Genomic DNA, 25003 nt, shown 5'->3' with positions numbered 1-25003 from the left:
GTGGCAACGCGGCCGGATTTTTGTTTTGGAAGACGGCAAGCAACCGCGGCCGATGATCGGCATTTCCGCGAACTGAGGCGCATTTCAGCGGATAGGGTGGAATTGCCGCGGAGGACGGAGTGATCTCCGTTCGGTGCAAATCTTCAAAACTCGCCGTAAACCTCTGATCGAAGAGCCTATTTCAGCCACGCCGCCATGCGTTCTGCCGCTTCCTCGATCTCCGCGTTCGAGCCGGCATAGGAGATGCGCATCGCGCGGTGTCCTTCGATCGGATCGAAATCGAGGCCCGGTGTGGCGGCGACGTTGATTTCAGCCAGCATCTTGCGGGCGAAGGCCATGCTGTCGTTGGTAAAGCGGCTGACATCGACATAGGCGTAGAAGGCGCCGTCCATCGGCGACGCGATGGAAAAGCCAATTTCGGGCAGACGGCGCATCAGGAAATCGCGGTTATGGCGGTAGCTTTCGCGGTAGACGTCCAATTCGGCCCCTGCCCCGAGTGCTGCGGCGGCGGCGATCTGCGAGAGCTCCGGCGCCGAAATGTAAAGGCTCTGAGCAACGCGCTCGATCGGGCGCACCAGGCGCTCCGGCAGCACCATCCAGCCGATGCGCCAGCCGGTCATGCAATAATATTTCGAAAAGGAATTGATGATGATGGTCTGATCGGTCAGTTCCAGAGCGCTCGTCTCTTCGCCGACGAAGGTCAGTCCATGATAGATTTCGTCGGAAATGAAAGCGATCGAACGGTCGGCACAATAATCGGCAAGCGCCTTCAGCGCCGCCCTGCCGGTCACCGTGCCGGTAGGATTGGCGGGGCTTGCAAGCAGTACGCCCTTCAGCCGCTTGCCGCTGGCCGCTTGCGCCGCCTCCAGGCTTTCCGGCGTCAACGTGAATTGCGTTTCGGCGGTGACGGGCACTTCGACGACATCGAGCCCGAGAGCAGCAAGAATATTGCGATAGGCTGGATAGCCGGGCCTTGCGATGGCGACGCTGTCGCCAGGATCGAACAGCGTCAGAAAGGCGAGGTTGAAGCCGGCCGACGAACCTGTCGTGATCGCGATCCGCATGGGATCGATGCTCAGCCCATGGCGAACCTGGTAATGAACCGCTAGCGCCTGTTTCAGCGCCAGCGTGCCCAGTGCGTCCGTGTAGCCGATGCGTCCGTGCCCGAGTGCCGTGCGTGCTGCCTCAAGTGCTGCCTTGGGCGTCGGATGCGACGGCTGGCCGACGGCCATCGAAATGACGGCATGCCCCGCCTGACGCCGACGGGTCGCCTCCGCCAGCACATCCATGGCGTGGAAGGGTTCGACATCGCTGCGTTTGGATAGGGAAAACAAGGTCAATTCTTTCTCGGATCGGATTAAAGCCAGACAATTGCCGCAATATTAGCCTGTTCACAATCCCGCGATTGCGGCTTTGTCGTGAAAATTCCTGTTTCTGGAAATAAGCATGCACCGTAAATTGCCGATACAAATTTCGGGATTTTAACCTGGCGGTGATATCCCGAACCGGACGATGAGTCTCAGCACCTACTCAAACGAGGACCCAATGACCCTTTTTTCCAAAACCCTGCTGGCCGCCTCAGCGATCGCCATTGCCGCGTCGCTTGCCATGGTTCAGCCCGCGGCCGCGCTGGATGACCAGCAGAAGAAGGAATTCGGGGAGTTCATCAAGGAATACCTCGTCGAGCACCCGGAAGTGCTGTTGGACGCGCAAGCGGCGCTTGAAAAGAAACAGGACGAGGCGCGCCTCGCTCAGTCGGCCCAGGCTGTTACCCAAAATAAGGATGCCATCTTCAATTCCAAGGATGACGTTACGATTGGCAATCCGAAGGGTGACGTCACCGTGGTCGAGTTCTTCGACTATAATTGCACCTATTGCCGCCATGCGCTCCCCGACATGGACGCGCTGCTCAAGCAAGACCCGAATGTGCGTTTCGTGCTGAAGGAATTCCCGATCCTCGGACCGGATTCGGTTGCCGCGGCACGGGTTTCCGATGCGTTCCGCAAGCTGGCGCCGGAAAAATATGCTGAATTCCACCATGCGCTGCTTGGAAGCGACGGCCGCGCATCGGAAGACAGCGCCATCGAAGCTGCGACCTCGCTCGGCGTCACTGAAGCGGCAATTCGCGCTGAAATGGCCAAGAGCCCGAACAGCGATTCGATCAAGGCCACGTACCAGCTCGCCACCGATCTCAACGTCACCGGCACGCCGGCCTATGTCATCGGTAATGAGGCGATCTCCGGCGCAATCGGCCTCGACGCCATTCAGCAGAAGATCGCCAATGTCCGCAGTTGCGGCAAGACGAGCTGCTGAACCGTGGCAATGTCTGCGCCGCGCATCTTTCAGGATGCATAAAGGACACAGTGGCGCCTCAGAAGATGTATGAGCCTTTCCGAAGTCGAACCGATTTCGGGCTTATGCGTAAAATCGCCAAAATCGGGGCGTTTCCACACCTAGACACGCGCAACCTACGTCCTGGGGGCTTTCCTACGCGCCCTCGGGAGTCTATAGGTTGCGCTGCACTTTGACGGAACCTCTGATGGCGCAAACCATTTTCGTCCTAAACGGACCCAATTTGAATGCCCTCGGCAAGCGCGAGCCGGGCATCTATGGCGGCAAGACGCTCAAGGATATCGAAGCCGACTGCAAATCCGTGGGCGAAAGCCTTGGCTTTGTCGTCGACTTTCGCCAGAGCAACCATGAAGGCGTGCTAGTCGACTGGATGCACGAAGCCGGCGACGTCGCCGCCGGCGTCGCCATCAACCCCGGCGCCTATGGCCACACGTCGATCGCGCTTCATGATGCGATCCGCGCCATTTCCATTCCGGTGGTGGAGGTTCATATCTCCAACATCCACGCACGCGAAGAATTCCGGCACAAATCGATGATCGCGCCCGCCGCCAAGGGCATGATCTGCGGTTTTGGGCCCCACAGCTACATCCTGGCGCTGCATGCGCTGAAATCCATCACGCAATAACAAGAATACAGGGCTAAACATCCATGGCTGACAAGAAATTGGGTATCGACCAGGCGCTGATCCGCGACCTCGCCAATATTCTCAATGAGACCGATCTGACCGAGATCGAAGTCGAGCAGGAAGATCTGCGCATCCGCGTATCGCGCGCCGGCACGACTCAATATGTTCAGGCACCGATCGCAGCACCCGCCTATGCCGCAGCAGCTCCTGCCGCCGCTCCCGTTGCAGCGGCCGCACCTGCCGGCAAGTCGCGCAATCCGGACAACGTCGTCAGCGCGCCGATGGTAGGCACGGTCTACATGGCACCCGCTCCAGGCGCTGCCGCTTTCATCGAGGTCGGCGCCTCCGTCAAGGAAGGCCAGACGCTGCTGATCATCGAAGCAATGAAGACGATGAACCAGATCCCCGCGCCCAAATCCGGTATTGTGACCGAAATCCTCATTCAGGATGGACGCCCGGTCGAATACGGCGAAGCCCTGGTCGTCATCGAGTAGGCCCCATGCCCATGATTTCGAAGATTCTCATAGCCAATCGCGGAGAGATCGCCCTTCGTGTGCTGCGCGCCTGCAAGGAGCTCGGCATTGCGAGCGTCGCCGTGCATTCGACCGCCGACGCCGACGCGATGCATGTGCGCCTGGCGGATGAAAGCGTGTGCATTGGCCCGCCGCCGTCGCGCGAGAGCTATCTCAACATCCACCAGATCGTCGCGGCCTGCGAGATCACCGGTGCCGACGCCGTTCATCCGGGCTATGGGTTCTTGTCGGAGAACGCCAAGTTCGCCGATATTCTCGAAGCACATGGCATCACCTTCATCGGCCCGACGGCGGATCACATCCGCATCATGGGCGATAAGATCACCGCCAAGACGACGGCGCAGCAGCTCGGCATTCCCGTCGTTCCCGGTTCGGACGGCGAAGTGAAGACCGAAGCGGATGCGCTGAGGACCGCGAAGGAAATCGGCTATCCCGTGCTGATCAAGGCGACCGCCGGTGGCGGCGGACGCGGCATGAAGGTGGCGCGCACGGAAGCCGATGTACTCGAAGCCTGGTCGACGGCGCGCACCGAGGCGGCAGCCGCCTTCGGCAATGAATCCGTCTACATGGAAAAATATCTCGGCAAGCCGCGCCATATTGAAATCCAGGTATTCGGCGATGGCGAAGGGAATGCCGTGCATCTCGGAGAGCGCGACTGCTCGCTGCAGCGCCGCCACCAGAAGGTCTGGGAAGAAGCCAATTCACCGGCGCTCAACGTCGAGCAGCGGATGAAGATCGGCCAGATCTGCGCCGACGCCATGAAGAAGCTGAAATATCGCGGCGCCGGCACGATCGAATTCCTCTATGAAAACGGCGAGTTCTATTTCATCGAAATGAACACCCGCCTGCAGGTCGAGCATCCGGTTACCGAAGCGATCACCGGCATCGATCTCGTGCACGAACAGATCCGCGTGGCCTCGGGCGGCGGTCTTTCCGTGACGCAGGAAGACGTGCATTTCCACGGCCACGCCATCGAATGCCGCATCAATGCCGAGGACGCGCGCACCTTCGTGCCCTCGCCCGGCACGATCACGCATTTCCACGCACCGGGCGGCCTTGGCGTTCGCATCGATTCGGGCGCCTACCAGGGCTACAGAATCCCGCCCTATTACGACAGCCTGATCGGCAAGCTGATCGTGCATGGCCGCACCCGCGTCGAATGCATGATGCGCCTGCGCCGCGCGCTCGACGAATTCGTGGTCGATGGCATCAAGACCACGCTGCCTCTGTTCCAGGATCTGGTTTCCAACCAGGATATCGCCAACGGCGATTACGATATCCATTGGCTGGAAGACTATCTGGCGAAAGGTTCGGCTTAACCTATGGCAGGGCCGCGCGGCAGAAATCCTGGCATTACTCCGGAAATTCTGCTGCGCGCCTATTCCATCGGTCTCTTCCCCATGGCGGAATCGGCTGACGATCCGGAAATCTTCTGGGTCGAACCCGAACTGCGGGGCGTGCTGCCGCTCGACACTTTCCACATTTCGAAAAGCCTGACGAAAACGATCCGTCGCAAGCCCTTCGATATTCGTTTCAACACGGATTTCGATGCCGTTATCGCCGCCTGCGCTGAGCATACCAGCGGCCGGCCAAGCACCTGGATCAACAAGACCATCAAGTCGCTCTATTCGACCCTCAACCATATCGGCCATGCGCACTCCGTTGAGGCTTGGGAGGGCAGCAAACTGGTCGGTGGGCTCTATGGCGTATCGCTAGGCTCGGCCTTCTTCGGGGAGAGCATGTTTTCACGCCGCACCGACGCCTCGAAGATCTGTCTTGTCTATCTGGTCGAGCGCCTCAAGCAGCGCGGCTTCACCCTCCTCGATACTCAATTCACCACCGAGCATCTGAGGACATTCGGCGCGATCGACGTGCCAAAGGATCAATATACAAGGATGCTCGAGAAAGCGATGGAATCGCCCAATCTGAGCTTCTCCAACGGTTGAGAACCCACGTACATACGTTGATTTAAACCAGAAATCCGCTACGTTCGGCACAACAGCCGGGGGTAGTATCTTGAAAACATATCTTGCAATCGCCTTTCTCGCCGCACTGGTCGCAACGCAGGCCGAGGCCAAATCCTTTCACGACATGTTCGGCACCGACGCGCCCGAGGGCGGCGCGGGAGCCATACTGAAGACCATCGACTTCCAGCAGGGACCGATCAAATTGCCCGGCGCCAATGCGACGCTGAACGTTTCCGATCAGTTCTACTATCTCAATCCGGCCGATACACGAAAAGTACTGGTTCAGCTTTGGGGCAATCCGGGCAATGCCGCCGAAGGTACGCTCGGCATGATCTTCCCGGCGAAATATGCGCCGACGGATCAGCGTACCTGGGGTGCGGTCGTCGAATATGACAATGGCGGCCATGTCTCCGACGATGACGCCGCGTCGACAGACTACAACGCGTTGCTGAAACAAATCCAGGACGCGATCAAAGGAGACAATCCCGAACGCGAGAAGCAAGGCTACCCTTCGATCACTCTGGTCGGCTGGGCTGAACCACCGCACTATGACAAGGCAACCCATGCACTCCACTGGGCGCGCGACCTGGTCTTCGGCAAGGACCCCAGTGGTCCGCATACGTTGAACTATTCGGTGCGCGTGCTCGGTCGCGAAGGCGTCATGGAGCTCGATTTCGTAGCCGGCCTCAACCAATTGCAGGAAATCAACAATGCCATCCCGAATGTCATCAACACCGTGCAATATGACAGCGGCAAGCGCTATGCCGACTTTGTCAACGGCGACAAGATCGCCGCCTACAGCATGGCGGGAATGATCGCGGCCGGTGCCGGCGTGAAGATTGCAGCAAAACTCGGCTTTCTGGCCGTCGTCCTCGGCTTTTTCAAAAGCTTCGGCGTAGCGCTCCTGGCATTGAAGAAAGGGCTGATCGTCATCATCGCCGGCATTGCCGCCTTGGGGCGCAAGATTCTTGGCCTGTTTCGCCGGGATAAAAGCACCGACGCTTGAGCGCGGTCCGGCCGGCTGGTGTAGAGAAAGGCCGTTGGCCTCCAGTGCGTCACGGCTTCAAATCCGCGTTTTAATCTGCTAACGCTCGTTTGAAGAGCGTTGGTGCATTGAGGTTCTACTTTGCCGTCGTAAATACCGGTCTCATCCAATTTCACCCCGTATGTCAGGGCAGCTTCATCGCCGCCGGATGTATGATCATGTTCATCGGGTGGTGGCCTGAGACCGGTTTGGCATTGTTGAAATGCGCCATGCGCAGCCATTGCTGTCTCAGCTCTTCAGCCGTCCGAAACATCGCCACGCCGCGCCCGTAATGGGCTTGTCTTACCGCCAACTTGGTGAACTTCCGAACGGAAGACCAAGACGGTATGTGCAACAGTCTCAAGGTCCGATGGACCATCAATCCTCGAACTGCCCCTCAACCATGGATCGTCTGCAGCGGATGCGGCTGCCCCAAGCCTTTCAAGTCCAGCGGCAAGACCAGACTCAACGCCAACGGCAAGAAACTCGACGCCTGGCTCGTCTATAAATGCGTGGACTGCGACAAGACATGGAACCGGACGCTCTTCGAGCGCCAGACCATTCGTGATCTTGATCCGCTTGTTCTGGAAGCGCTGCAAGGCAACGATTCCGACTGGATACGAGCCAGAGAATTCGATCTCGATGCGCTGCGGCGCAAGACCCAACGCATCGACGAATTTGCCGATGCAGATGTTGAAAAAGAGATACTGAGCGAACCGGATTGCTGGACAATGCTGGAAATCGATCTGGCGGTTACGCTTCCTTTCAACGTCCGTCTCGATCGCCTGCTTGCCTCTGAACTCAACGTCTCACGCTCCCGGCTTCAGGCTCTGCACGAAGACGCGAAACTTCGGGTGCATACGGATCGCGCCGATGCGATGCGGCGTAGGATCAAGAATGGCTCATGCATCGTCATCGATCTCTCTGACGAGGCCGATCGACATTTGATCTGGAAAGCCGCCGTTTTGGGCAAAGAGATCAGCTGACCGGATGCCGTAGGATTGCTCGCGACGAATTGACCTTCGCGCGCCAATCTTGCGGCATTGCTATGGCTGAAGAGGAATATGTTACTTGGCGCCGGCGCTGTCCGGCGGCGGGATGTCCGACTTCTGCTTGCACTCTTTCAGCCAGACGTCATAGATCGGATGTTCAACGGCGTTGAGGCCCGGGCTGTCGGCGAACATCCAGCCGGTGAAGATGCGGCGGATGCGGCGGTCGAGGGTGATCTCGTCCACCTCGACAAAGCCGTCGACCTTCTGCTGCTCGGTATCGTCACGGGAATAGCAAGCCTTCGGCGTCACCTGCAGCGCGCCGAACTGCACGGTCTCGTTGATGTAGACATCGAACGTGGTGATGCGGCCGGTGATCTTGTCGAGGCCGGAGAAGACGGCGACGGGGTTGGAGATGCGGGCAGCCTCGGCGGACGGCGGCAAAAAGACGCCCGCAGCAAAGGCAAGCGCCACTCCCGATATCGCACGCAAAGAAGCGCTCCGCGTGAAAAACGTCATATCCGCCAATCTCCGCTTGGTCTCGGTCAAAGCGCCGAGCACGAGCCGGCAAGTTCTGCGCCTAAAGGCCAATTGTGGCCAAAGGACGGGCCGGCCCTCTAGGCTCAGTTGCCGGGCGTCCAGGCGTCGTAATCGCCGGTCACGCGCGGACGTTCGCCGGCAACGGACAGCGAGCCGGGCGGACGATAGGCCTGCGGCGAACCCGTCGGATTGGCGCGGTGCGCCTTCTGCCATTCCTTGGCGACGTAATTGTCCTTGGTCGGCGGAACGTCGGTGCGGTGATGCATCCAGCCGTGCCAGCCCGGAGGAATAGCGGACGCCTCGGCATAACCCTTGTAGATCACCCAGCGCTTCGGAAGGCCGTAGGAGGACATGCCGCCCTCGTAGTAGACATTGCCGAATTCATCCTCGCCGACGCGCTTGCCGAACCGCCAGGTCGCAAAGCGGGTGCCCATCGTCTGACCATTCCACCAAGTGAAGGTTTGCACGAGTAAATTCCACATGTCTTTATCCTTGTGCCCGTTGGGAGCAGGCGAAACCAGAATTCGATCGTTTGCTTATGCCGTCTGACAAACGGATTGTCCAGAGATTCGCATGGGAAACGCGCTTCATTTCAAGGCCATCTTGAAGCCGAGATGGCTCGGCTTGAAACCCATTCTCTCATAGAAACGATGGGCATCCTTGCGAAGGGCGTTCGAGGTTAGTTGCACGAGCCGCACGCCGCGGCCTTTTGCCTCGGCAATGCAAAAATTGATCATCATGGCACCGATCCCCTGCCCGCGCAGATCGCTCCGCGTCTGGACGGCCTCGATGATCATCGACGAGGAGCCGCGGCCGGTCAGCGATGTCGTGATCATGGTCTGGAACGTGCCGACGACCTCGCCCGCCAGCTCGGCGACATAGAGCGCCTGATCCGGCGAGGATTGGATGGTCCGGAAGGCGCGGAGGTAATCCTCGTAAGCGGTGGGATCGGTCGTGTCGGCGTGACCGCCGAGAGCATCGGCGGCGAAGAGGGCGATTAAGGAAGGGAGATCGGATTCTTTTGCTTCGCGGATAAGTAGTTCTTGTGAGGGCAATGTGTTGTACCTACGTCTAGCTTAACGGCAACGCTGTTACTCGGAAGGGCCGAATGTCTGCGAGCGAAACTCACTCATTTCAATACTTTATGCCGGAACTCCACCTGAAAACATTCCTGCAAATATCCCTAATGCTGCTGCTTTTGTTTATGATCATAGTGTCAAACGCCGACACTGCATTGAAGCTTCTTTTAATTTTAATTTTGTTGCCGGTATCCTTCTATGTGGTTGTCGCGCTTCGAATAATTACCTCGCAATCCAAGAGTGCCATCGTGACCATCGGGCCGGAAGGCATATTGGACAGCCGATTTGGACTGGGTTTCATTCCGTGGTCCGCAGTAGAACGCATCGATGTGGACGCCCTGAAATTTAAACCGCGGACTCCTAATGAAGAGATCGTCCGTCTAATCTCTCGCGGTATTCCGCGCCTCCTGGCCATGTCTGGAATGTATGGGAAAGTAACAATTCCAAGCGATTTCAGCCTGTTCGAATATAGGGATAGACGTAGTATCAAGCTCTGGCTGCATTCTGGCGTACGCCTGGAGCAAACGACGCCCGCTGCGAGACTTCGGATAAAAGACAACCGAGACGGTACACAGCGAGTTTATATCGCGATGGCAAATCTTTTGGCTTCAAGGAAGGAACTTCTTGATCTCATGGTGGCGTTTCACAAGCAGTGCGCGGACATTGCATCCGCTACTCTAGTTACGTAGCCAGCCGCTTCTCAAACACCAGCGCCGGAATACCCGACTGCCCCGGGGCAGCATTCTCGTTGCGGCCGACCTCGGTGAAGCCGTGGGCTTTGTAGAAGGCGATCGCTTCGGCATTTTCTGGCTCGACGTCGAGGCGCATGACCTCGGCGTCCGGAAAGCAGGTTTCCAGCTCGGCGAAGATGTCGCGGCCGATGCCGTTGCGTTGCAGTGACGGACGGACATAGAGCATGTGCAGGAGAACGGTCTTGGTCATCTGCTCGGACATGACGGCATAACCCATGCCGCCAATATCCTCGCCATTATCGGCGACCAGAAACTCGGATTGCCGCTTCGCCAACCGCGCTTTCAGCTTGGCCGGCGAAAGCAGAAACTCGATCAGTTCATTGACCTTCGCCGCGCCGTAGTGCCGATCATAGGCGGCATGCCAGGTCTCTACGAGAAGGTCACGGACCTTCCCGAGATCCTGTTCGCCGGCCGTGCGGACGAAATACACGGGCGCCTATTCCTCTTCGATGCCGAGCTTGGCCTTGACGAGGGCTTGTACCGCCTGCGGATTGGCCTTGCCGCCGGTCGACTTCATCACCTGGCCGACGAACCAGCCGGCAAGCGTCGGCTTGGCCTTGACCTTGGCGACCTGATCCGGATTGGCGGCGATGATCTCGTCAACCGCCTTCTCGATGGCGCCGGTGTCGGTGACCTGCTTCATACCGCGAGCTTCGACGATCTCCATGGGATCGCCGCCTTCGGTAAGCACGATCTCGAACAGGTCCTTGGCGATCTTGCCAGAGATGGTTTCGGCCTTGATCAGGTCGATGATGGCGCCGAGCTGGGCGGGCGAAACCGGAGTCTCCTCAATGGTTTTGCCGGTTTTGTTCAAGGCGCCCAGCAAGTCGTTGATCACCCAGTTTGCTGCGATCTTGCCATCGCGACCGGCAGCGACGGCCTCGAAATAATCGGCAATCGCCTTTTCCGAGACAAGCACGGAGGCATCGTAGATCGAGAGACCGAGCTCGCGGACGAAACGCTCCTTCTTGTCGTCAGGCAGCTCCGGCAGATCGGCTGCGAGTTCCTCGACGAAAGCGTCGTCGAATTCGAGCGGCAGCAGGTCCGGATCGGGGAAATAACGGTAGTCGTGTGCATCCTCCTTGGAGCGCATGGAGCGGGTTTCACCCTTGTTCGGGTCGAAGAGGCGCGTTTCCTGCTCGATCACCCCACCGTCTTCCAAAATACGGATCTGCCGGACCGCCTCGGCCTCGATCGCCTGTCCAATGAAGCGGATGGAGTTGACGTTCTTGATTTCGCAGCGTGTGCCGAACTCGCCGCCCGGACGACGGACAGAGACATTGACGTCGGCGCGCATGGAACCTTCATCCATATTGCCGTCGCAGGTGCCGAGATAACGTACGATCGAGCGCAGCTTGGTCATATAGGCCTTCGCCTCATCCGACGAGCGCATGTCCGGCTTGGAGACGATTTCCATCAGCGCCACGCCGGAACGGTTGAGGTCGACATAGGACATAGTGGCGTGCTGGTCGTGCATGGACTTGCCGGCGTCCTGCTCCAGATGCAGGCGCTCGATGCCGATCTCGATGTCCTCGAACTGACCCTGGCGATCCGGACCGAGCGAGATGACGATCTTGCCTTCGCCGACGATCGGGTCCTTGTACTGCGAGATCTGATAGCCCTGCGGCAGGTCCGGATAGAAATAGTTCTTGCGGTCGAAGACCGAGCGCTTGTTGATCTGAGCCTTCAGGCCGAGGCCGGTGCGCACGGCCTGCCTGACGCATTCCTCATTGATGACCGGCAGCATGCCGGGCATGGCGGCATCGACCAGCGAGACGTTGGAATTCTGCGGCTTGCCGAACTCGGTCGAAGCACCGGAGAAGAGCTTGGATTTGCTCAGCACCTGGGCATGGACTTCCATTCCGACAATAACTTCCCAATCGCCGGTGGCACCGGGAATGAAGCGCTTCGGATCTGGCGTACGAACGTCGACAATGGTCATGAGAGGCTCTTGAAATGCTGTTCTTCTGAACTTTGTGAGGTAGAGCAATTGGCGGTGCGGCGCAAGACTTTCAGCACCTATAAGCCCGCGCCATACGTCCCGTCGTCGCTATCGAGCAGCGCTTTCGAAAGTCCGACCGTCGGCACGTCGCGATCGAGCTTCGGAGAATAGTCGACGGAAAGCCAATGAATGGCATAGCCGTGTGCCTTGAAGAATTCGATCGCATCGCTGTTTTCGGCGTGGGTCTGCACCGCGATCTTCTCCAACCCCTGCTCCCGAACATCCTTTTCGATCTGCGCCAGCAGCGCCGAACCAAGTCCCTGCCGCAGATGATCGGGATCGATCCAGAAATCGGAGATATTCTCGTCCAAGGCTTCACGGGCTGCCCAACCGGTAACCACTCCGTTCAGCTCCACGACCGTGATCGTCAGCCAGGCGCCGCGGGTGAAGTTCGAGAAGGCTTCGCTGGCACTTTCGAGCAGCGCGTCCGTGCCGCCGATCGACCCCATGGCCGCCTGCCATGAGCGCAGGCCGATATTGGCCAATATCTCCATCTCTCCTTCGTGCGCGTTGCGAATGTGGATCATCAGGCCCCCGCCGTTTTCAGCAGTAAAACACCGGAAAAGGGCTTTTTCCAGCCACCAAATGAGAACGGGCGCTGGATGGCGGCCTATGTTTAACGAGGGTGAAACTTGACCGGCGGGTACAACCTGCTTTAGATATGGCGCATCAATGGAGTCTTGATGTCCACCTTTTCTCAGACCCGGTAAAGGCCCCGCCCGCAAGTCTTCTTGCGCGCTGGGCCCGAAACGAAGCCCCGACTTTCCGCAAGGGAATGTCGGATCGTTTTGTCGCGCCTTACGGCGCTTTCCGGATCTTGAAAACCATGGATATTTCGCGCGCCGAACAGCGCATCCTGCATCTGCTCGCCCAAGGCGGGCGCATTGAAATCAACCGCGCCGAAAACAAGAAGATCGAGACGGTCCGCTGCTTCACACGCGACGGCTGGCTCTATCCCGGCTTCGGCCTCGATCTCTTCCGCAAACTCAAACGCCTAAGAGCCATCAAATCCTCGGGCGGTCATCCTTATCAGATTACCGAACAGGGACTGAGGCTAGTGAGGGCGCAGTTGGATAATAGGTAAAACTGACGAAAGTGGAGCCCTTGTCAGGCTCCACTTTATCCTTTGCCGCTTTGATGTTGGGCGCTAATCGCTGCTTACCACCACTTCGCCGGCGTGAACTTGCCGGCAGCCTGTTCGATGACGTGGGCGGTCTTGAACAGGGTTTCCTCGTCGAATGGCTTGCCGATGAGTTGCAGGCCGAGCGGCAGGCCCTTCGGGTCGAGGCCGGCGGGGACGGCGATGCCGGGGAGACCGGCCATGTTGACCGTCACCGTGAAGATGTCGTTGAGGTACATCTTGACCGGATCGGAAGCCAAGTTTTCGTCGGCGATGCCGAAGGCCGAAGACGGCGTGGCGGGCGTCAGGATGGCGTCGACGCCGGCGTGGAAGGCGAGTTCGAAATCGCGCTTGATCAGCGTGCGGACCTTCTGGGCACGCAGATAATAGGCGTCGTAATAGCCGGCCGAGAGCACGTAAGTGCCGATCATGATGCGGCGCTTGACTTCCTGGCCGAAGCCGGCAGCGCGCGTCTTCTCGTACATGTCGACGATATTCTCGCCGTCGACGCGCAGGCCATAGCGCACGCCGTCGTAACGGGCGAGGTTCGAGGACGCCTCGGCAGGCGCAACGATGTAATAGGCCGGCAGGGCATATTTCGTGTGCGGCAGGGAGATGTTGACGATCTCGGCGCCGGCATCCTTCAGCCAGGCGATGCCCTGCTGCCAAAGAGTCTCGATCTCTTCCGGCATGCCGTCGACACGGTATTCGTTCGGGATGCCGATCTTCATGCCCTTGAGCGATTTACCCAGCGAGGCTTCGTAATCCGGCACGGGCAGATCGACGGAGGTCGTATCTTTGGCATCAACGCTCGCCATCGACTTCAGCAGGATGGCAGCGTCGCGAACATCGCGAGCGATCGGGCCAGCCTGGTCGAGCGACGAGGCGAAGGCGACGATGCCCCAGCGCGAGCAGCGGCCATAGGTCGGCTTGATGCCGACCGTGCCGGTGAAGGCGGCGGGCTGGCGAATGGAGCCGCCGGTGTCAGTAGCGGTGGCGCCCGCGCAGAGATGCGCGGCAACGGCAGCGGCCGAACCGCCCGAGGAGCCCCCGGGAACGAGCTGCTGGTTGGAGCCTGCGGCGCGCCAGGGGTTGATCACGGGGCCGTAATAGGAGGTCTCGTTGGAGGAGCCCATGGCGAACTCATCCATGTTGAGCTTGCCCAGCATGACAGCACCGTCGTTCCAGAGGTTCTGCGTGACAGTCGATTCATAGTGCGGCTCGAAGCCGTCCAGGATGTGGCTGCAGGCCTGCGTATGAATGCCTTCGGTGCCGAACAGGTCCTTGATGCCGAGCGGAATGCCTTCCAGCGCGCCGGCTTTGCCTTCAGCAAGGCGGGCGTCCGAGACCTTGGCCATTGCAAGCGCCTTTTGCGGCGTCACCTTCACATAGGCATTGAACTGAGCATTGGCCGCCTCGATCGCCGAAAGATAGGCCTCGGTCAATTCGGTGGCGGTGATATCCTTGGCGCGCAGTTTGTCGCGAGCTTCGGCGATGGTCAGGCTGGTCAGTTCACTCATCTTGTTTCGCTTCAGATCTAATGAGGGCAATGGGTCGGAACAGGCTCGTGCGGCCGTTATTCAACAACTTTGGGAACGAGGAAGAAATTCTGATCGGTATTCGGCGCATTGGCGACGATGTCGGAGGCCTTGCTGCCATCGGTGACACCATCCGTCCGCTTCTTCATCGCCATCGGCGTGACGGAGGTCATGGCTTCTACACCATCGACATTCACTTCGGAAAGCTGCTCGACGAAGCCCAGAATGCCGTTCAACTCGCCCATCATCCGCTGTGCTTCGTCCTCATTGACGGCGATACGCGCAAGATGGGCGACGCGTTTGACGGTGGCGAGATCGACGGACATGGCATTCTCCGGATAGTTGATTAATCAACAAACAATTGATTTTCACCACGCTATAAAGGCCATGTCCGCCATACGCAACGTACTTTTGTCAGGCGGAAACGCTGCCGCCCGGCTTCGGTGCCGCGACGGCCGTCTTCGAACCTTCCAGGCCGGCGATGAACTTTTCCGGCGTCTGGTCGATGATCGGGAAAGTGCCGTAGTGGCAGGGAATGGCGGTCTTGAAGTTGAAGTAGCGCTGGCAGGCGAGCGCGGCAACCGCGCCGCCCATGGTGAAGCGGTCACCGATCGGCACGATGCCGATATCAGGCTGATGCAGTTCGTTGATCAGGGCCATATCGGAAAAGATGTCCGTATCGCCCATGTGGAACAGCGTCGGCTCGTCGTCGAAATGCAGCATCAGGCCGTTCGCGTTGCCGAGAGAATGCGAAACACCGTCCTCAGTGAGTTGGGCAGAGGAGTGCAGCGCGTTGGTGAAGGTCGCCGAGAAGCTACCCAAAGAGATGGTGCCGCCGGTATTGCCCATTTCCAGCTTCTCGACACCCTTGCTGCCGAGCCAGGCGGCGAGATCGGCATTGGCGAGAACGACGGCGCCGGTGTCCTTGGCGATCTGAATAGTGTCGCCGACGTGATCGCCATGACCATGGGTCAAGAGGATGTGGGTGATGCCCGCGGTGGCGTCCTTCATATCGAGGCCGGCAAAGGACGAATTATAGGTCAGGAACGGATCGATAAGGATTTTGGCCTTGGCCGTTTCGATGCGAAAGGCGGAGTGGCCGAGCCAAGTGATCTTCATGGATTTCTCCTTAATACTTGATTTCTAATGCAAGACTGGTGTCTTAGGACATATCCGAAACCGTCACAAAGAAAAGCGGTGCGGACTTCAATTTGTTTTGACGGGGGACGATAGCCTGATGACGACGCTGACCATCGAAGACCTCGCCGTGATGCTCCTGCCCGGCCAGCCGATCGCCGGGCTCGATCTCGGCACCAAGACCATCGGGCTCGCCATGTCCGATCTCGGCCGGCGGTTTGCCACGCCGCGCCCGGTGATCAAGCGTGTGAAGTTCACCCAGGATGCGCAGGTGCTGCTTTCCTTCGCTGAAAAGGAGAAAGTCGCGGCCTTCGTCATCGGCCTGCCGATGAACATGGATGGTTCGGCAGGGCCGCGCGTGCAGGCGACACGGGCCTTCGTGCGCAGCATGGCTGACAAGACCGACCTGCCCTTCGTCTTCTGGGATGAGCGGCTGTCGACGGTCGCCGCTGAGCGGGCGCTGCTGGAAATGGACGTCTCGCGTGCGAAACGCGCCGAGCGCATCGACTCGGCAGCCGCAAGCTTCATTCTTCAGGGCGCCTTGGACAGGCTTTCGGCACTCGGCAGGCCGGTTTTTCCCGATCTCGAGACCTGACGGCTCTTCCACCATTCCAGGATAACGGCGCGCTTGCGGAAGCCTATGATGGCGAAGACCAGCAGGCTGTCGAAAGCGATGGCGCGGGCGACCAGCGGCGGAATGGTTTCGGGCGGGATGCCGAGGATCTTGCCGTAGATATCAAAAACGAGATCGTGCATCTGCCGCGTGAACATGAAGACGCCGAAACTCATGTCGTAGTAGGAAAGATAGTACCACGCCCCGAGAAACGAGACGGGTGCGGCCCAGCATATCAGCAACCACTTCATGCGGTTTCCCTTCGACGCGGGTATTGCGTCGCTTCAGTCGAAAGGACAAGCCAGTTCGACAGTGCCATGGCGCTCAAAACCAGTGCCGGTACCGCTATGTCGAGTGCCAGTACGGCGAAGAACATCATCGCCGCGACAAGGAACACGATTTTTGCGGGTCTCGACCCCATGGCTGCACGCTCGGTGGTTAACAATTTATCCACCTACAGTGGCCAGTTAACCGTTGCGGCGCAATGTAAACCATTTGTTAAGGTTAACGCCCAGGCGCGGCTGTGGATATCTCCTGCGCGGCTGAAATGTCAGCCGTAAACGCCGCGCACGATCCGCTTCAGGGCGGTAGCGGCCTTCTCCCAGTCCTTCGACGTTTTCAGGGCAAGACCGGCGCATTGGCCGCTGACGGTCGCCGAAAGCACGAGATGCTGGATGGCGGCGAAGATCATGGCATTGACGCCGATCGCATCGATCCCCTTCGGCGGTGTAAGCGAGCCGCGCATGCGCTCTATCCAGCCAGCCAGCGCTTTCGAGCGGGCTTCCGACAGCCGCCGCACCTGCTCGGTATTTTCGGACACCTCCCACGCGACGATGCGGCGCATCAGCGGATCGGCGCGCAATGCATCGAGGAAAAGCAGGGCCAATCGTTCCATCAGGTCGCCATAGGTCAGCAGGAACATGCCGCCGGTATCGTCGGGAATGCGATCCGTCACCCAGCTTCCGAGATCGGTGCCGATCGCCTCCACCAGGCCATCGAGACCGCCATAGTAGCGATAGATCAATTGCTTGTCGCAGCCGGCACCGCGGGCAACCGCGTTGATGCCGAAATTCTGGAAGCCTTCCTCCGCCAGGAGCCGTTTCGCAGCATCCAGGATCGCCTGCTCGGTGGCGGCGCGGTTGCGCACCCGCTTCTCCGGCTCGGCGGGTGTTTCGATCGGTTTTCTCAAAACGGCGTTTGCGCTTGGCATTATCTCGGCCCCAACCTGTCACCAGACGGTGAATAACAAGCCGCACAGAAGGGAACAACGAGCCGATGAACTTCGACAGAGTTAAAGCTGTGCAATCCACAGATTAGAGAGATTGGCCGAACCAGACGGTGGTCTGCGATGTCAATTCTGGCGGCAGTTCCAGCCGGGAAAATCCGCGCGATGCCCAGAAGCGCATGCCATTGTGGTTACCGATATTTGCCCCCAGATGCACGCCCTTGACGCCTTGGGTGCGGGCATTGGAAAGCCATCTGTCGAGAAGCGCGCTACCGATGCCCTGCCCCTGCGTGCGCGGTAAAAGATTCATATGAATATGCGCCGGGAACGGATCGGTAAGAGCCGTGGGCGCTCGCTTCGGATGGTGGATCGTAAAGCTTCTCTGCTGATCCGCATCCCAGGTCGAAGCATCGCCGGATGGCTCCGCATAGCGTTTGCGCAGCGCCGGCCACCACTCACGTTCCAGCCTTTCCTCGAAAGCAACCGTATCGAAGACCCCGGCAATATAGCCGCAGACACCCTCCCCATCTTCGGCGACGAAAACGGTTTCCGGGCTAAGGGTCGCATAGGGCACCGAATAAATATGCCCTATCAGCCGTCCATCACGATGGAGCGCCGTGGCATCCATGCCGGCATCGCCGGTGACCAGGGAGATGATATAGAGCTGATCGATGTCATCGGGTTGGACCGGGCGGAGATTGATCATGGATACCCTCAATGGCTGCTTTCGCGTTTGCGATCCCAGGGATCGATGTGTATAATTCTTTATTGGCATACACACGAGATTGCAAATGCGAACAAATATAGAAATTGATGACGCGCTAATCGCAGAAGCAATGGCTGCGACAGGACAGTCGACAAAAAAAGCGACCGTTGAGGAAGCTCTGCGGAGTGTAGTTCGTTGGCATCGCCAGAGACGAGCGCTCGAGGACCTTGCAGGGCTTGGATGGGAAGGCGATCTGGAAGAGATGCGAAGAGATCGACAACAGTGATCGTCGTTGATAGCTCTGTTTGGATTTCCCTTTTGCGCGACGCAGAGACGGAAGCCGTGCGTCGTCTCCGAAATATGATAGCAGCAGGACCTCCCGATATTTTGGTTGGAGATCTTATACTTCTCGAAGTTCTTCAGGGTGCCCGTGGTGATCGGCATGCGGCTCTAATCGAAAGAAGTCTTCGCCAATTTACGGTTCGACCGATGCTGAACGATGCATTTGCAGTCAAAGCGGCACGCAACTATCGTTTTCTACGAGAGCGTGGAATTACTGTACGAAAAACCATAGACGTCATCATCGGCACGTTCTGCATCGAGGAAGGGCACGTGCTTCTTCACGATGATCGGGATTTCGATCCAATGTCTGAGCATCTCGGTCTACAAATAGCTGGATAAATCCGAGCCGGGGCAATCAAGTCGCCGGCGGATACAACAAATCGACGATGTAGCTCGCATCGAAGCGGGCATCCAGCATGCCGTAGGTGGCGCGCCAGCCGCCCGCAAGGCGGGTTTCTATGAAAGCATCGGCGATCTTGCCTGCGCCCAGGCGATAGAGTTCGGCGGCGCCGGCGGCCAGTGCCATCTGCTCGATCAAGAGGCGGGCTGCTCCTTCGTCCTGTTCGCAAAGCGCCATGGCGGCGCGTAAAACATCGATGGTTTTCTTGCCGGCCGGGCCGAGGTCGCGGGCAAGGCCGGCAAAGACGGTTTCGAACAGATCCCTGCCCCGGTTCAGAACGCGCAGCACGTCGAGCGCCATGACGTTGCCGGAGCCTTCCCAGATCGCATTGACCGGCGCCTCGCGGTAATGCCGGGCGATCGGGCGCTCCTCGATATAGCCGCTGCCGCCGATGCACTCCATCGCCTCGTAGATCAGCGCGGGCGCGATCTTGCAGCACCAATATTTGGCAACCGGCGTCATGACGCGGGCATAGGCGGCATCTTCGCTGCTGCTGCTTGCCTTGTCGAAGGCCTCCGCCAAGCGGAAGGCGAGTGCGGTCGCCGCGGCGACATCGAGCGCCATATCGGCAAGTACGCGCGTCATGATCGGCTGATGGACCAGCATCTTGCCGAAGACGCTGCGGCCACGGGCATGATGCACGGCTTCGGCGAGCGAAGCCCGCATGATGCCGGCGGATGCCAGTGCACAATCGAGGCGCGTCAGCGTCACCATATCGAGAATGGTGCGAATGCCGCCATCCGGCGCGCCGAGCAGGAAGCCGAAGGTATCGCTGAACTCGACTTCGGAGGACGCGTTCGAGCGATTGCCGAGCTTGTCCTTCAACCGCTGAAACTGCAGGCCGTTGGCCGAACCGTCTTCGAGGAGGCGCGGCACCAGGAAGCAGCCCATGCCGTCCTTGGTCTGCGCCAGCATGATGAAAGCATCGCTCATCGGGGCCGACATGAACCATTTGTGGCCCGAGAGCCGATAGATGCCGTCGCTGACCTTATCGGCGCTCGTCTTGTTGGCGCGCACATCCGTGCCGCCCTGCTTTTCCGTCATGCCCATGCCGATGGTGACGGCGCTTTTCTGCATGGCCGGTTTGTTGGACGAATCATATTTGCGCGAGAGAATCTTCGGCGCCCAATCCTTCTGCACGGCCGGAGATGCCATCATTGCCGCGACCGAGGCGCTGGTCATGGTCAGCGGGCAGAGATGGCCGCATTCCAATTGTGCGGTCAGATAGAAGCGCGCGGCGCGGACCTTGTGCGACTGGCCCTTGGCCTCCGGGTCTGCCTGCGGATCCCAGATCGAGGAATGCAGGCCCGACGCCATGGAGCGGCGCATCAGCGCATGCCAGGCCGGATGAAACTCGACCACATCCAGCCGTTCGCCACGCGGGCCGTGGGTGCGCAGTTGCGGCGCGCCCTGGTTCGCCATGCGCGCCAGTTCCTGCGCCTCATGCGAGGTGACATAACGGCCCATCTGCTCCAGATCTTCGCGCGTCGAGCGCGGCAGACCGGACGTCAAATCGACGATCAGCGGATCGGAACGATAGGCATTGATGCCGGACCAGAGGCTCGGCTGGTTCAGTTCGGCAAATGTGTCGTCAGTCCGGGTCGGTTGGGTCATGGATCGCTTGTAGAGCAAGAGGGTTGCAAAAGGAAACTGGAACTTTCGTCTCCCAACAGCATAGCTGCTGTAGCGGGATTCGAGCGAAATTGCATGGGGAACAAGCGGGCGTAACGAAAGCCCGCGCTTGCCCCTGAGGCGCTCCCTCTTTATAGACCCCCTGACGAAATCCGGAGGGCAGCGTCATGTTCTTCTTCCCCCACCGCCACCTCATCGGCATCAAGGGCCTCACCGAACAAGATATCACCTATCTTCTCGACAAGGCCGACGAGGCAGTGAAGATCAGCCGGCAGCGCGAAAAGAAGACATCGACGCTTCGCGGGCTGACGCAGATCAATCTCTTTTTCGAAGCCTCGACCCGCACGCAAGCATCCTTCGAACTGGCCGGCAAGCGGCTCGGCGCCGACGTCATGAACATGTCGGTCGGCAATTCCTCCGTAAAGAAGGGCGAAACGCTGATCGACACGGCGATGACACTGAACGCCATGCGTCCCGATGTCCTCGTCATCCGCCACTCCAGCGCCGGTGCTGCCTCGCTGCTGGCGCAAAAGGTCTCCTGCTCCGTCGTCAATGCTGGCGACGGCCAGCATGAGCATCCGACGCAGGCGCTGCTCGACGCACTGACCATTCGCCGCGCCAAGGGCAAGCTCTCGCGCATCATCGTCGCGATCTGCGGCGACGTGCTGCATTCGCGTGTCGCACGCTCCAATATCCTGCTGCTGAATGCCATGGGTGCGCGTGTCCGGGTCGTGGCTCCCGCCACGCTGCTGCCCGCCGGGATTGCCGACATGGGCGTGGAAGTCTTCCATTCGATGAAGGAAGGACTGAAGGACGCCGACGTGGTGATGATGCTGCGGCTGCAGCGCGAGCGGATGTCCGGTGCCTTCGTGCCGTCGGTGCGCGAATATTACCACTTCTATGGGCTCGATGCCGAGACATTGAAGGCGGCCAAGGAAGATGCGCTGGTCATGCATCCCGGCCCGATGAACCGCGGCGTCGAGATTGCCTCCGAGGTGGCCGACGGCCCGCAAAGCGTCATCGCCGAACAGGTGGAAATGGGCGTCGCGGTGCGCATGGCGGTCATGGAGGCGCTGCTGATCTCGCAAAACCAGGGACCGCGCACCGAGGGAGCTGGCGCATGAGCAACTCGATCGTCCTCCAGAACGTCCGCATCATCGATCCCTCGCGCAATCTTGACGAAGTCGGCACGATCATCGTCGAAAACGGCGTCATCCTCGCCGCCGGCAAGGATGCACTCGGGCATGCCGCGCCGAAGGGCGCTGAAGTACGGGACTGCACCGGCCTCGTCGCCGTGCCCGGCCTTGTCGATGCCCGTGTCCATGTCGGCGAGCCCGGCGGCGAACATCGCGAGACCATCGCTTCGGCGAGCCGCGCGGCGGCAGCCGGCGGCGTGACCTCCTTCATCATGATGCCGGACACTGATCCCGTCATCGATGACATCGCCCTCGTCGAATTCGTCAAGAAGACGGCGCGCGATACGGCCGTCGTCAATGTCTATCCGGCAGCGGCGATTACCAAGGGGCTTGCCGGCGAAGAGATGACGGAAATCGGTCTCCTCAGGGAAGCCGGCGCCGTGGTCTTCACCGATGCGCATTCCGGCGTCTACGACACGCAGGTCCTGCGCCGCATCATGACCTATGCGCGCGAATTCGGCGCGGTCGTCTCCTGCGAGACCCGCGACAAATATCTCGGCGCCAACGGTGTAATGCATGAGGGGCTGCTGGCAAGCTGGCTCGGGCTATCCGGTATTCCGAGGGAAACCGAGCTTATCCCGCTCGAGCGCGATCTCAGGATCGCGACGCTGACCCGCAGCCATTATCACGCAGCGATGATCTCCGTGCCGGAATCGGCAGAGGCCATCCGTCTTGCACGCTCGCGCGGCGCGAAGGTCACCTGCGGCATCTCGATCAACAATCTGGCGCTCAACGAAAACGACATCGGCGAATACCGCACCTTCTTCAAACTCTACCCGCCGCTACGCTCCGAGGACGATCGCACGGCCATGATCGAGGCGCTTGCGGACGGCACCATCGACATTATCGTCTCGGCGCACGACCCGCAGGATGTGGATACCAAGCGCCTGCCTTTCGGCGAGGCCGAGGATGGCGCAATCGGGTTGGAGACGCTGCTTGCGGCCGCACTTCGCCTGCATCACAGCGGCGAAGTCAGCCTCATGCGGCTGATCGACGCCCTTTCAACCCGGCCGGCGCAGATCTTCGGTCTCGATGCCGGCACGCTGAAGCCGGGTGCAAAGGCGGATATCACCTTGATCGATCTCGACGAGCCTTGGCTTGTTGCCAAAGACATGCTTCTGTCGCGCTCGAAGAATACACCGTTCGAAGACGCAAGAATGACCGGCAGGGCAGTCGCGACCTATGTCGCGGGCAAGCTGGTTCACAGTCTCTAGGCAAAGCTGAGGCTTATGGGGAATAGAAAGTGATGGCGGATTTCTGGACATGGCAGTTGACCCTGCCAACGGCGCTGGCAGCTATTGTCATCGGCTACCTGCTCGGCTCTATCCCCTTCGGCCTGGTTCTGACACGCATGGCCGGTCTCGGCGATGTCCGCAAGATCGGCTCCGGCAACATCGGCGCGACCAATGTGCTGCGCACCGGCAATAAGCCGTTGGCGGCAGCAACGCTGCTGCTCGACGCCTTCAAGGGAACGGTCGCAGTGTTGATCGTCTCGCATTTCTTCGGTGAGGATGCGAGCGTGCTCGCCGGCTTTGCCGCCTTCATCGGCCATATCTTTCCGGTCTGGATCGGCTTCAAGGGCGGCAAGGGCGTGGCGACCTACCTGGGTATTCTCCTGGGCCTCGCGCCGTTGATGGCGCTGATCTTCTCCATCATCTGGCTGGTCATCGCCTTTACGACCCGCTACTCCTCTCTTTCCGCGCTGGTTGCAACCCTTGTCATTCCGGTTGCATTATGGATATTGGGTGCCGACAAGATCGCCGCGGCCATGGCGTTGATGACCGTTATCGCCTGGTACAAGCACAGAGCCAATATTGCCCGGCTGACCGCCGGCACGGAAACCAAGATCGGAGCGAAGGGGTAATGGGAAGAGGCAGCGCAGGACGAACCGGAATTGCGCTGACGGAAAAACAAAGGATAGCCTGGCTCCGTCTGATCCGTTCCGACAATGTCGGCCCCTCCACCTTTCGCGACCTTATCCGTCACTACGGCTCAGCCGAAGCCGCACTCGCCGCGTTGCCGGAGCTGTCACAGCGCGGCGGCTCGACACGTGCTATCCGTATTGCCAGCGAGCAGGATGCACTGCGCGAACTGGAAGCGGCGGATCGTTTCGGCGCGCGCTTCGTCGGTATCGGCGAACCGGATTATCCGCAGGCGCTGAGGGAGATCGATGGTGCGCCGCCGCTTCTTGCCGTCAAAGGCAGCTTGCCGACGGCAACCCGCCCGGCGATCGGCATCGTCGGCTCGCGCAATGCCTCGATCAGCGGCGCCAAATTCACTGCGATGATCGCCCGCGCTTGTGGCCAGGCCGGCTATGCCGTGGTCTCGGGCCTTGCCCGCGGCATTGATACGGCAGCTCACCGCGCCAGCCTGGAAACGGGCACGATCGCCGCCATGGCCGGCGGGCTCGACCAGCCCTACCCGCCCGAAAATATCGGCCTGTTGCATGACATATGGGACGGCAATGGACTCGCCGTCAGCGAAATGCCCTTCGGCTGGGAACCACGCGCACGCGATTTCCCACGCCGCAACCGGCTGATAGCAGGCATCTCACTGGGCGTCGTGGTGATCGAGGCGGCAACGCGCTCCGGCTCGCTGATCACCGCGCGGCTCGCGGGCGAATTCGGCCGGCTGGTATTTGCCGTGCCGGGCTCTCCGCTCGATCCACGCTGCGAGGGCACCAATGGTTTGCTGAAGGATGGCGCGATGATCGTGACCAGCCCGGATGACGTCATCGAGGCGCTGAGGCCTCTCGCCGAGCCCGATCTTTTCCGCCCGCAGCTTGCCGAAGCGCCCGCTGAAAAGAACGACAAACCGCTGTCCTTGCCACCGGACGATACGGAGCGCTGGGAGATCATCGACGCACTCGGGCCGACGCCGGTGGAAATCGACGATATCATCCGGCATACCGGCCAGTCGGTGTCCTCCGTTCATTCCGTGCTTCTCGAACTCGACATGGCCGGCCGGTTGCATCGGCATCCCGGCGGACTGGTGTCGATCTCGATGCTGGATTGAAAGTGTTGCCGGCTGTTCCGATATGATGACCAGAACCTACGGGGAGCGTCCAAAGGCGCTTATTCAGGATTGTAGCATAGATGCCATCTTGCAAGGATCGCATCGCCGCGCTGACCGCAAAAATCGACTTCGCCTCTTGACCGCGGCGAATTCCCTGTCCATGTCGGAAGGCCGGGGAAACGAAATACCCCGTCTCTCCCGCGCCTTTTTCCGGCG

General features: G+C 59.7%; 32 protein-coding genes. 17 read left to right on the top strand and 15 right to left on the bottom strand.

Annotated elements, in window-relative coordinates; genetic code table 11:
• Nucleotides 1-176: 176 nt before the first annotated feature.
• Nucleotides 177-1334: a pyridoxal phosphate-dependent aminotransferase gene (locus N2601_RS05180; protein WP_104825062.1), complete on the bottom strand. Its 1158-nt coding sequence runs from the start codon at nucleotides 1332-1334 to the stop codon at nucleotides 177-179.
• Between the two features lie 211 nt (nucleotides 1335-1545).
• On the opposite strand from N2601_RS05180, the gene N2601_RS05175 reads away from it, so the two are divergent.
• The 6 genes from N2601_RS05175 (at nucleotide 1546) to N2601_RS05150 (ending at nucleotide 6483) form a co-directional block, all read left to right on the top strand.
• A complete protein-coding gene (locus tag N2601_RS05175) occupies nucleotides 1546-2313 on the top strand; it encodes a DsbA family protein (protein ID WP_104822738.1) in 768 nt (255 codons plus the stop codon).
• A gap of 226 nt (nucleotides 2314-2539) precedes the next feature.
• The gene (aroQ, locus tag N2601_RS05170) at nucleotides 2540-2977 is read left to right on the top strand and encodes a type II 3-dehydroquinate dehydratase (protein WP_104822737.1); all 438 of its coding nucleotides are present in this window, start codon (nucleotides 2540-2542) and stop codon (nucleotides 2975-2977) included.
• A gap of 23 nt (nucleotides 2978-3000) precedes the next feature.
• Entirely contained in the window at nucleotides 3001-3471 is a 471-nt protein-coding gene (gene accB / locus N2601_RS05165) for an acetyl-CoA carboxylase biotin carboxyl carrier protein (protein ID WP_104822736.1), read from the top strand.
• A gap of 5 nt (nucleotides 3472-3476) precedes the next feature.
• The gene (gene accC, locus N2601_RS05160; RefSeq protein ID WP_199773538.1) at nucleotides 3477-4829 is read left to right on the top strand and encodes an acetyl-CoA carboxylase biotin carboxylase subunit; all 1353 of its coding nucleotides are present in this window, start codon (nucleotides 3477-3479) and stop codon (nucleotides 4827-4829) included.
• Between the two features lie 3 nt (nucleotides 4830-4832).
• Nucleotides 4833-5456 (top strand): leucyl/phenylalanyl-tRNA--protein transferase, encoded by a 624-nt coding sequence (aat, locus tag N2601_RS05155; protein ID WP_104822735.1) that lies wholly within the window; start codon nucleotides 4833-4835, stop codon nucleotides 5454-5456.
• Nucleotides 5457-5526: 70 nt separating this feature from the next.
• Complete coding sequence (locus N2601_RS05150; RefSeq protein ID WP_104822734.1) at nucleotides 5527-6483, top strand: DUF2167 domain-containing protein; 957 nt, start codon at nucleotides 5527-5529, stop codon at nucleotides 6481-6483.
• Nucleotides 6484-6646: 163 nt separating this feature from the next.
• Here the strand turns inward: N2601_RS05150 and N2601_RS05145 are convergent, their stop codons facing one another.
• The gene (locus N2601_RS05145; protein ID WP_158704431.1) at nucleotides 6647-6814 is read right to left on the bottom strand and encodes a hypothetical protein; all 168 of its coding nucleotides are present in this window, start codon (nucleotides 6812-6814) and stop codon (nucleotides 6647-6649) included.
• A gap of 34 nt (nucleotides 6815-6848) precedes the next feature.
• Between N2601_RS05145 and N2601_RS05140 the strand changes: the two genes are divergently transcribed.
• The gene (locus N2601_RS05140; protein ID WP_104822733.1) at nucleotides 6849-7487 is read left to right on the top strand and encodes a DUF1062 domain-containing protein; all 639 of its coding nucleotides are present in this window, start codon (nucleotides 6849-6851) and stop codon (nucleotides 7485-7487) included.
• 81 nt (nucleotides 7488-7568) lie between these two features.
• On the opposite strand, the gene N2601_RS05135 is transcribed toward N2601_RS05140, so the two are convergent.
• From N2601_RS05135 to N2601_RS05125, 3 genes are all read right to left on the bottom strand, one after another.
• Complete coding sequence (locus N2601_RS05135) at nucleotides 7569-8009, bottom strand: DUF2155 domain-containing protein (protein WP_104822732.1); 441 nt, start codon at nucleotides 8007-8009, stop codon at nucleotides 7569-7571.
• Nucleotides 8010-8113: 104 nt separating this feature from the next.
• The gene (locus tag N2601_RS05130; protein WP_104822731.1) at nucleotides 8114-8512 is read right to left on the bottom strand and encodes an NADH:ubiquinone oxidoreductase subunit NDUFA12; all 399 of its coding nucleotides are present in this window, start codon (nucleotides 8510-8512) and stop codon (nucleotides 8114-8116) included.
• 105 nt (nucleotides 8513-8617) lie between these two features.
• Nucleotides 8618-9085 carry a GNAT family N-acetyltransferase gene (locus tag N2601_RS05125; protein WP_260303820.1) on the bottom strand — a complete coding sequence of 156 codons (468 nt, stop codon included), beginning with the start codon at nucleotides 9083-9085 and terminating at the stop codon, nucleotides 8618-8620.
• A 53-nt stretch (nucleotides 9086-9138) separates the two neighbouring features.
• Here N2601_RS05125 and N2601_RS05120 point away from each other — a divergent pair, with 53 nt between their 5' ends.
• Nucleotides 9139-9798 carry a hypothetical protein gene (locus N2601_RS05120; RefSeq protein WP_104822729.1) on the top strand — a complete coding sequence of 220 codons (660 nt, stop codon included), beginning with the start codon at nucleotides 9139-9141 and terminating at the stop codon, nucleotides 9796-9798.
• On the opposite strand, the gene N2601_RS05115 is transcribed toward N2601_RS05120, so the two are convergent.
• The 3 genes from N2601_RS05115 to N2601_RS05105 form a co-directional block, all read right to left on the bottom strand.
• Entirely contained in the window at nucleotides 9791-10291 is a 501-nt protein-coding gene (locus N2601_RS05115) for a GNAT family N-acetyltransferase (RefSeq protein ID WP_104822728.1), read from the bottom strand. The two genes, N2601_RS05120 and N2601_RS05115, sit on opposite strands and share 8 nt — an antisense overlap.
• Before the next feature lie 6 nt (nucleotides 10292-10297).
• Complete coding sequence (gene gatB / locus N2601_RS05110) at nucleotides 10298-11803, bottom strand: Asp-tRNA(Asn)/Glu-tRNA(Gln) amidotransferase subunit GatB (RefSeq protein WP_104822727.1); 1506 nt, start codon at nucleotides 11801-11803, stop codon at nucleotides 10298-10300.
• 77 nt (nucleotides 11804-11880) lie between these two features.
• Nucleotides 11881-12390 carry a GNAT family N-acetyltransferase gene (locus N2601_RS05105; protein ID WP_104822726.1) on the bottom strand — a complete coding sequence of 170 codons (510 nt, stop codon included), beginning with the start codon at nucleotides 12388-12390 and terminating at the stop codon, nucleotides 11881-11883.
• 299 nt (nucleotides 12391-12689) lie between these two features.
• Here N2601_RS05105 and N2601_RS05100 point away from each other — a divergent pair, with 299 nt between their 5' ends.
• A complete protein-coding gene (locus tag N2601_RS05100; RefSeq protein ID WP_104825060.1) occupies nucleotides 12690-12947 on the top strand; it encodes a YjhX family toxin in 258 nt (85 codons plus the stop codon).
• Between the two features lie 74 nt (nucleotides 12948-13021).
• Here the strand turns inward: N2601_RS05100 and gatA are convergent, their stop codons facing one another.
• From gatA to N2601_RS05085, 3 genes are all read right to left on the bottom strand, one after another.
• On the bottom strand, nucleotides 13022-14503 hold the full coding sequence (gene gatA / locus N2601_RS05095; RefSeq protein ID WP_104822725.1) for an Asp-tRNA(Asn)/Glu-tRNA(Gln) amidotransferase subunit GatA: 1482 nt from the start codon (nucleotides 14501-14503) through the stop codon (nucleotides 13022-13024).
• A 56-nt stretch (nucleotides 14504-14559) separates the two neighbouring features.
• Nucleotides 14560-14847: an Asp-tRNA(Asn)/Glu-tRNA(Gln) amidotransferase subunit GatC gene (gene gatC / locus N2601_RS05090; protein WP_104822724.1), complete on the bottom strand. Its 288-nt coding sequence runs from the start codon at nucleotides 14845-14847 to the stop codon at nucleotides 14560-14562.
• 88 nt (nucleotides 14848-14935) lie between these two features.
• Nucleotides 14936-15640 carry a metal-dependent hydrolase gene (locus tag N2601_RS05085; protein ID WP_104822723.1) on the bottom strand — a complete coding sequence of 235 codons (705 nt, stop codon included), beginning with the start codon at nucleotides 15638-15640 and terminating at the stop codon, nucleotides 14936-14938.
• Nucleotides 15641-15758: 118 nt separating this feature from the next.
• Between N2601_RS05085 and ruvX the strand changes: the two genes are divergently transcribed.
• Nucleotides 15759-16253 (top strand): Holliday junction resolvase RuvX, encoded by a 495-nt coding sequence (ruvX, locus tag N2601_RS05080; RefSeq protein ID WP_104822722.1) that lies wholly within the window; start codon nucleotides 15759-15761, stop codon nucleotides 16251-16253.
• Here the strand turns inward: ruvX and N2601_RS05075 are convergent.
• On the bottom strand, nucleotides 16190-16522 hold the full coding sequence (locus N2601_RS05075; RefSeq protein WP_104822721.1) for a DUF6105 family protein: 333 nt from the start codon (nucleotides 16520-16522) through the stop codon (nucleotides 16190-16192). The genes ruvX and N2601_RS05075 overlap by 64 nt on opposite strands.
• 66 nt (nucleotides 16523-16588) lie before the next feature.
• On the opposite strand from N2601_RS05075, the gene N2601_RS05070 reads away from it, so the two are divergent.
• Nucleotides 16589-16831 carry a hypothetical protein gene (locus N2601_RS05070; RefSeq protein ID WP_260303994.1) on the top strand — a complete coding sequence of 81 codons (243 nt, stop codon included), beginning with the start codon at nucleotides 16589-16591 and terminating at the stop codon, nucleotides 16829-16831.
• On the opposite strand, the gene N2601_RS05065 is transcribed toward N2601_RS05070, so the two are convergent.
• Together N2601_RS05065 and N2601_RS05060 are read right to left on the bottom strand one after the other, a co-directional pair.
• Nucleotides 16822-17481, bottom strand: coding sequence for a TetR/AcrR family transcriptional regulator (locus tag N2601_RS05065; protein WP_104822720.1), 660 nt, complete (start codon nucleotides 17479-17481; stop codon nucleotides 16822-16824). The genes N2601_RS05070 and N2601_RS05065 overlap by 10 nt on opposite strands.
• A gap of 103 nt (nucleotides 17482-17584) precedes the next feature.
• Nucleotides 17585-18202, bottom strand: coding sequence for a GNAT family N-acetyltransferase (locus N2601_RS05060; protein ID WP_104822719.1), 618 nt, complete (start codon nucleotides 18200-18202; stop codon nucleotides 17585-17587).
• Between the two features lie 85 nt (nucleotides 18203-18287).
• On the opposite strand from N2601_RS05060, the gene N2601_RS05055 reads away from it, so the two are divergent.
• Nucleotides 18288-18488 (top strand): type II toxin-antitoxin system VapB family antitoxin, encoded by a 201-nt coding sequence (locus N2601_RS05055; protein WP_104822718.1) that lies wholly within the window; start codon nucleotides 18288-18290, stop codon nucleotides 18486-18488.
• Nucleotides 18485-18883, top strand: a complete 399-nt coding sequence (gene vapC, locus N2601_RS05050) for a type II toxin-antitoxin system VapC family toxin (protein WP_104822717.1) — start codon at nucleotides 18485-18487, stop codon at nucleotides 18881-18883. The genes N2601_RS05055 and vapC overlap by 4 nt, the downstream gene beginning before the upstream one ends.
• 16 nt (nucleotides 18884-18899) lie before the next feature.
• Here the strand turns inward: vapC and N2601_RS05045 are convergent, their stop codons facing one another.
• Entirely contained in the window at nucleotides 18900-20558 is a 1659-nt protein-coding gene (locus N2601_RS05045; RefSeq protein ID WP_104825059.1) for an acyl-CoA dehydrogenase family protein, read from the bottom strand.
• Nucleotides 20559-20743: 185 nt separating this feature from the next.
• Between N2601_RS05045 and N2601_RS05040 the strand changes: the two genes are divergently transcribed.
• Genes N2601_RS05040 through dprA form a run of 4 tightly spaced genes read left to right on the top strand, consistent with a single transcriptional unit; the run spans nucleotide 20744 to nucleotide 24787 of the window.
• A complete protein-coding gene (locus N2601_RS05040; RefSeq protein ID WP_104822716.1) occupies nucleotides 20744-21700 on the top strand; it encodes an aspartate carbamoyltransferase catalytic subunit in 957 nt (318 codons plus the stop codon).
• On the top strand, nucleotides 21697-22986 hold the full coding sequence (locus tag N2601_RS05035; RefSeq protein ID WP_260303819.1) for a dihydroorotase: 1290 nt from the start codon (nucleotides 21697-21699) through the stop codon (nucleotides 22984-22986). The genes N2601_RS05040 and N2601_RS05035 overlap by 4 nt, the downstream gene beginning before the upstream one ends.
• Nucleotides 22987-23018: 32 nt before the next feature.
• A complete protein-coding gene (gene plsY / locus N2601_RS05030; protein ID WP_104822714.1) occupies nucleotides 23019-23636 on the top strand; it encodes a glycerol-3-phosphate 1-O-acyltransferase PlsY in 618 nt (205 codons plus the stop codon).
• Nucleotides 23636-24787, top strand: coding sequence for a DNA-processing protein DprA (gene dprA / locus N2601_RS05025; protein ID WP_104822713.1), 1152 nt, complete (start codon nucleotides 23636-23638; stop codon nucleotides 24785-24787). The genes plsY and dprA overlap by 1 nt, the downstream gene beginning before the upstream one ends.
• The last annotated feature ends 216 nt before the right edge of the window (nucleotides 24788-25003 follow it).

It is taken from the genome of Rhizobium sp. CB3060, assembly GCF_025200735.1.
In the GTDB taxonomy this organism is placed as follows: domain Bacteria; phylum Pseudomonadota; class Alphaproteobacteria; order Rhizobiales; family Rhizobiaceae; genus Rhizobium.
This window is presented reverse-complemented; position numbering and strand designations above follow the sequence as displayed.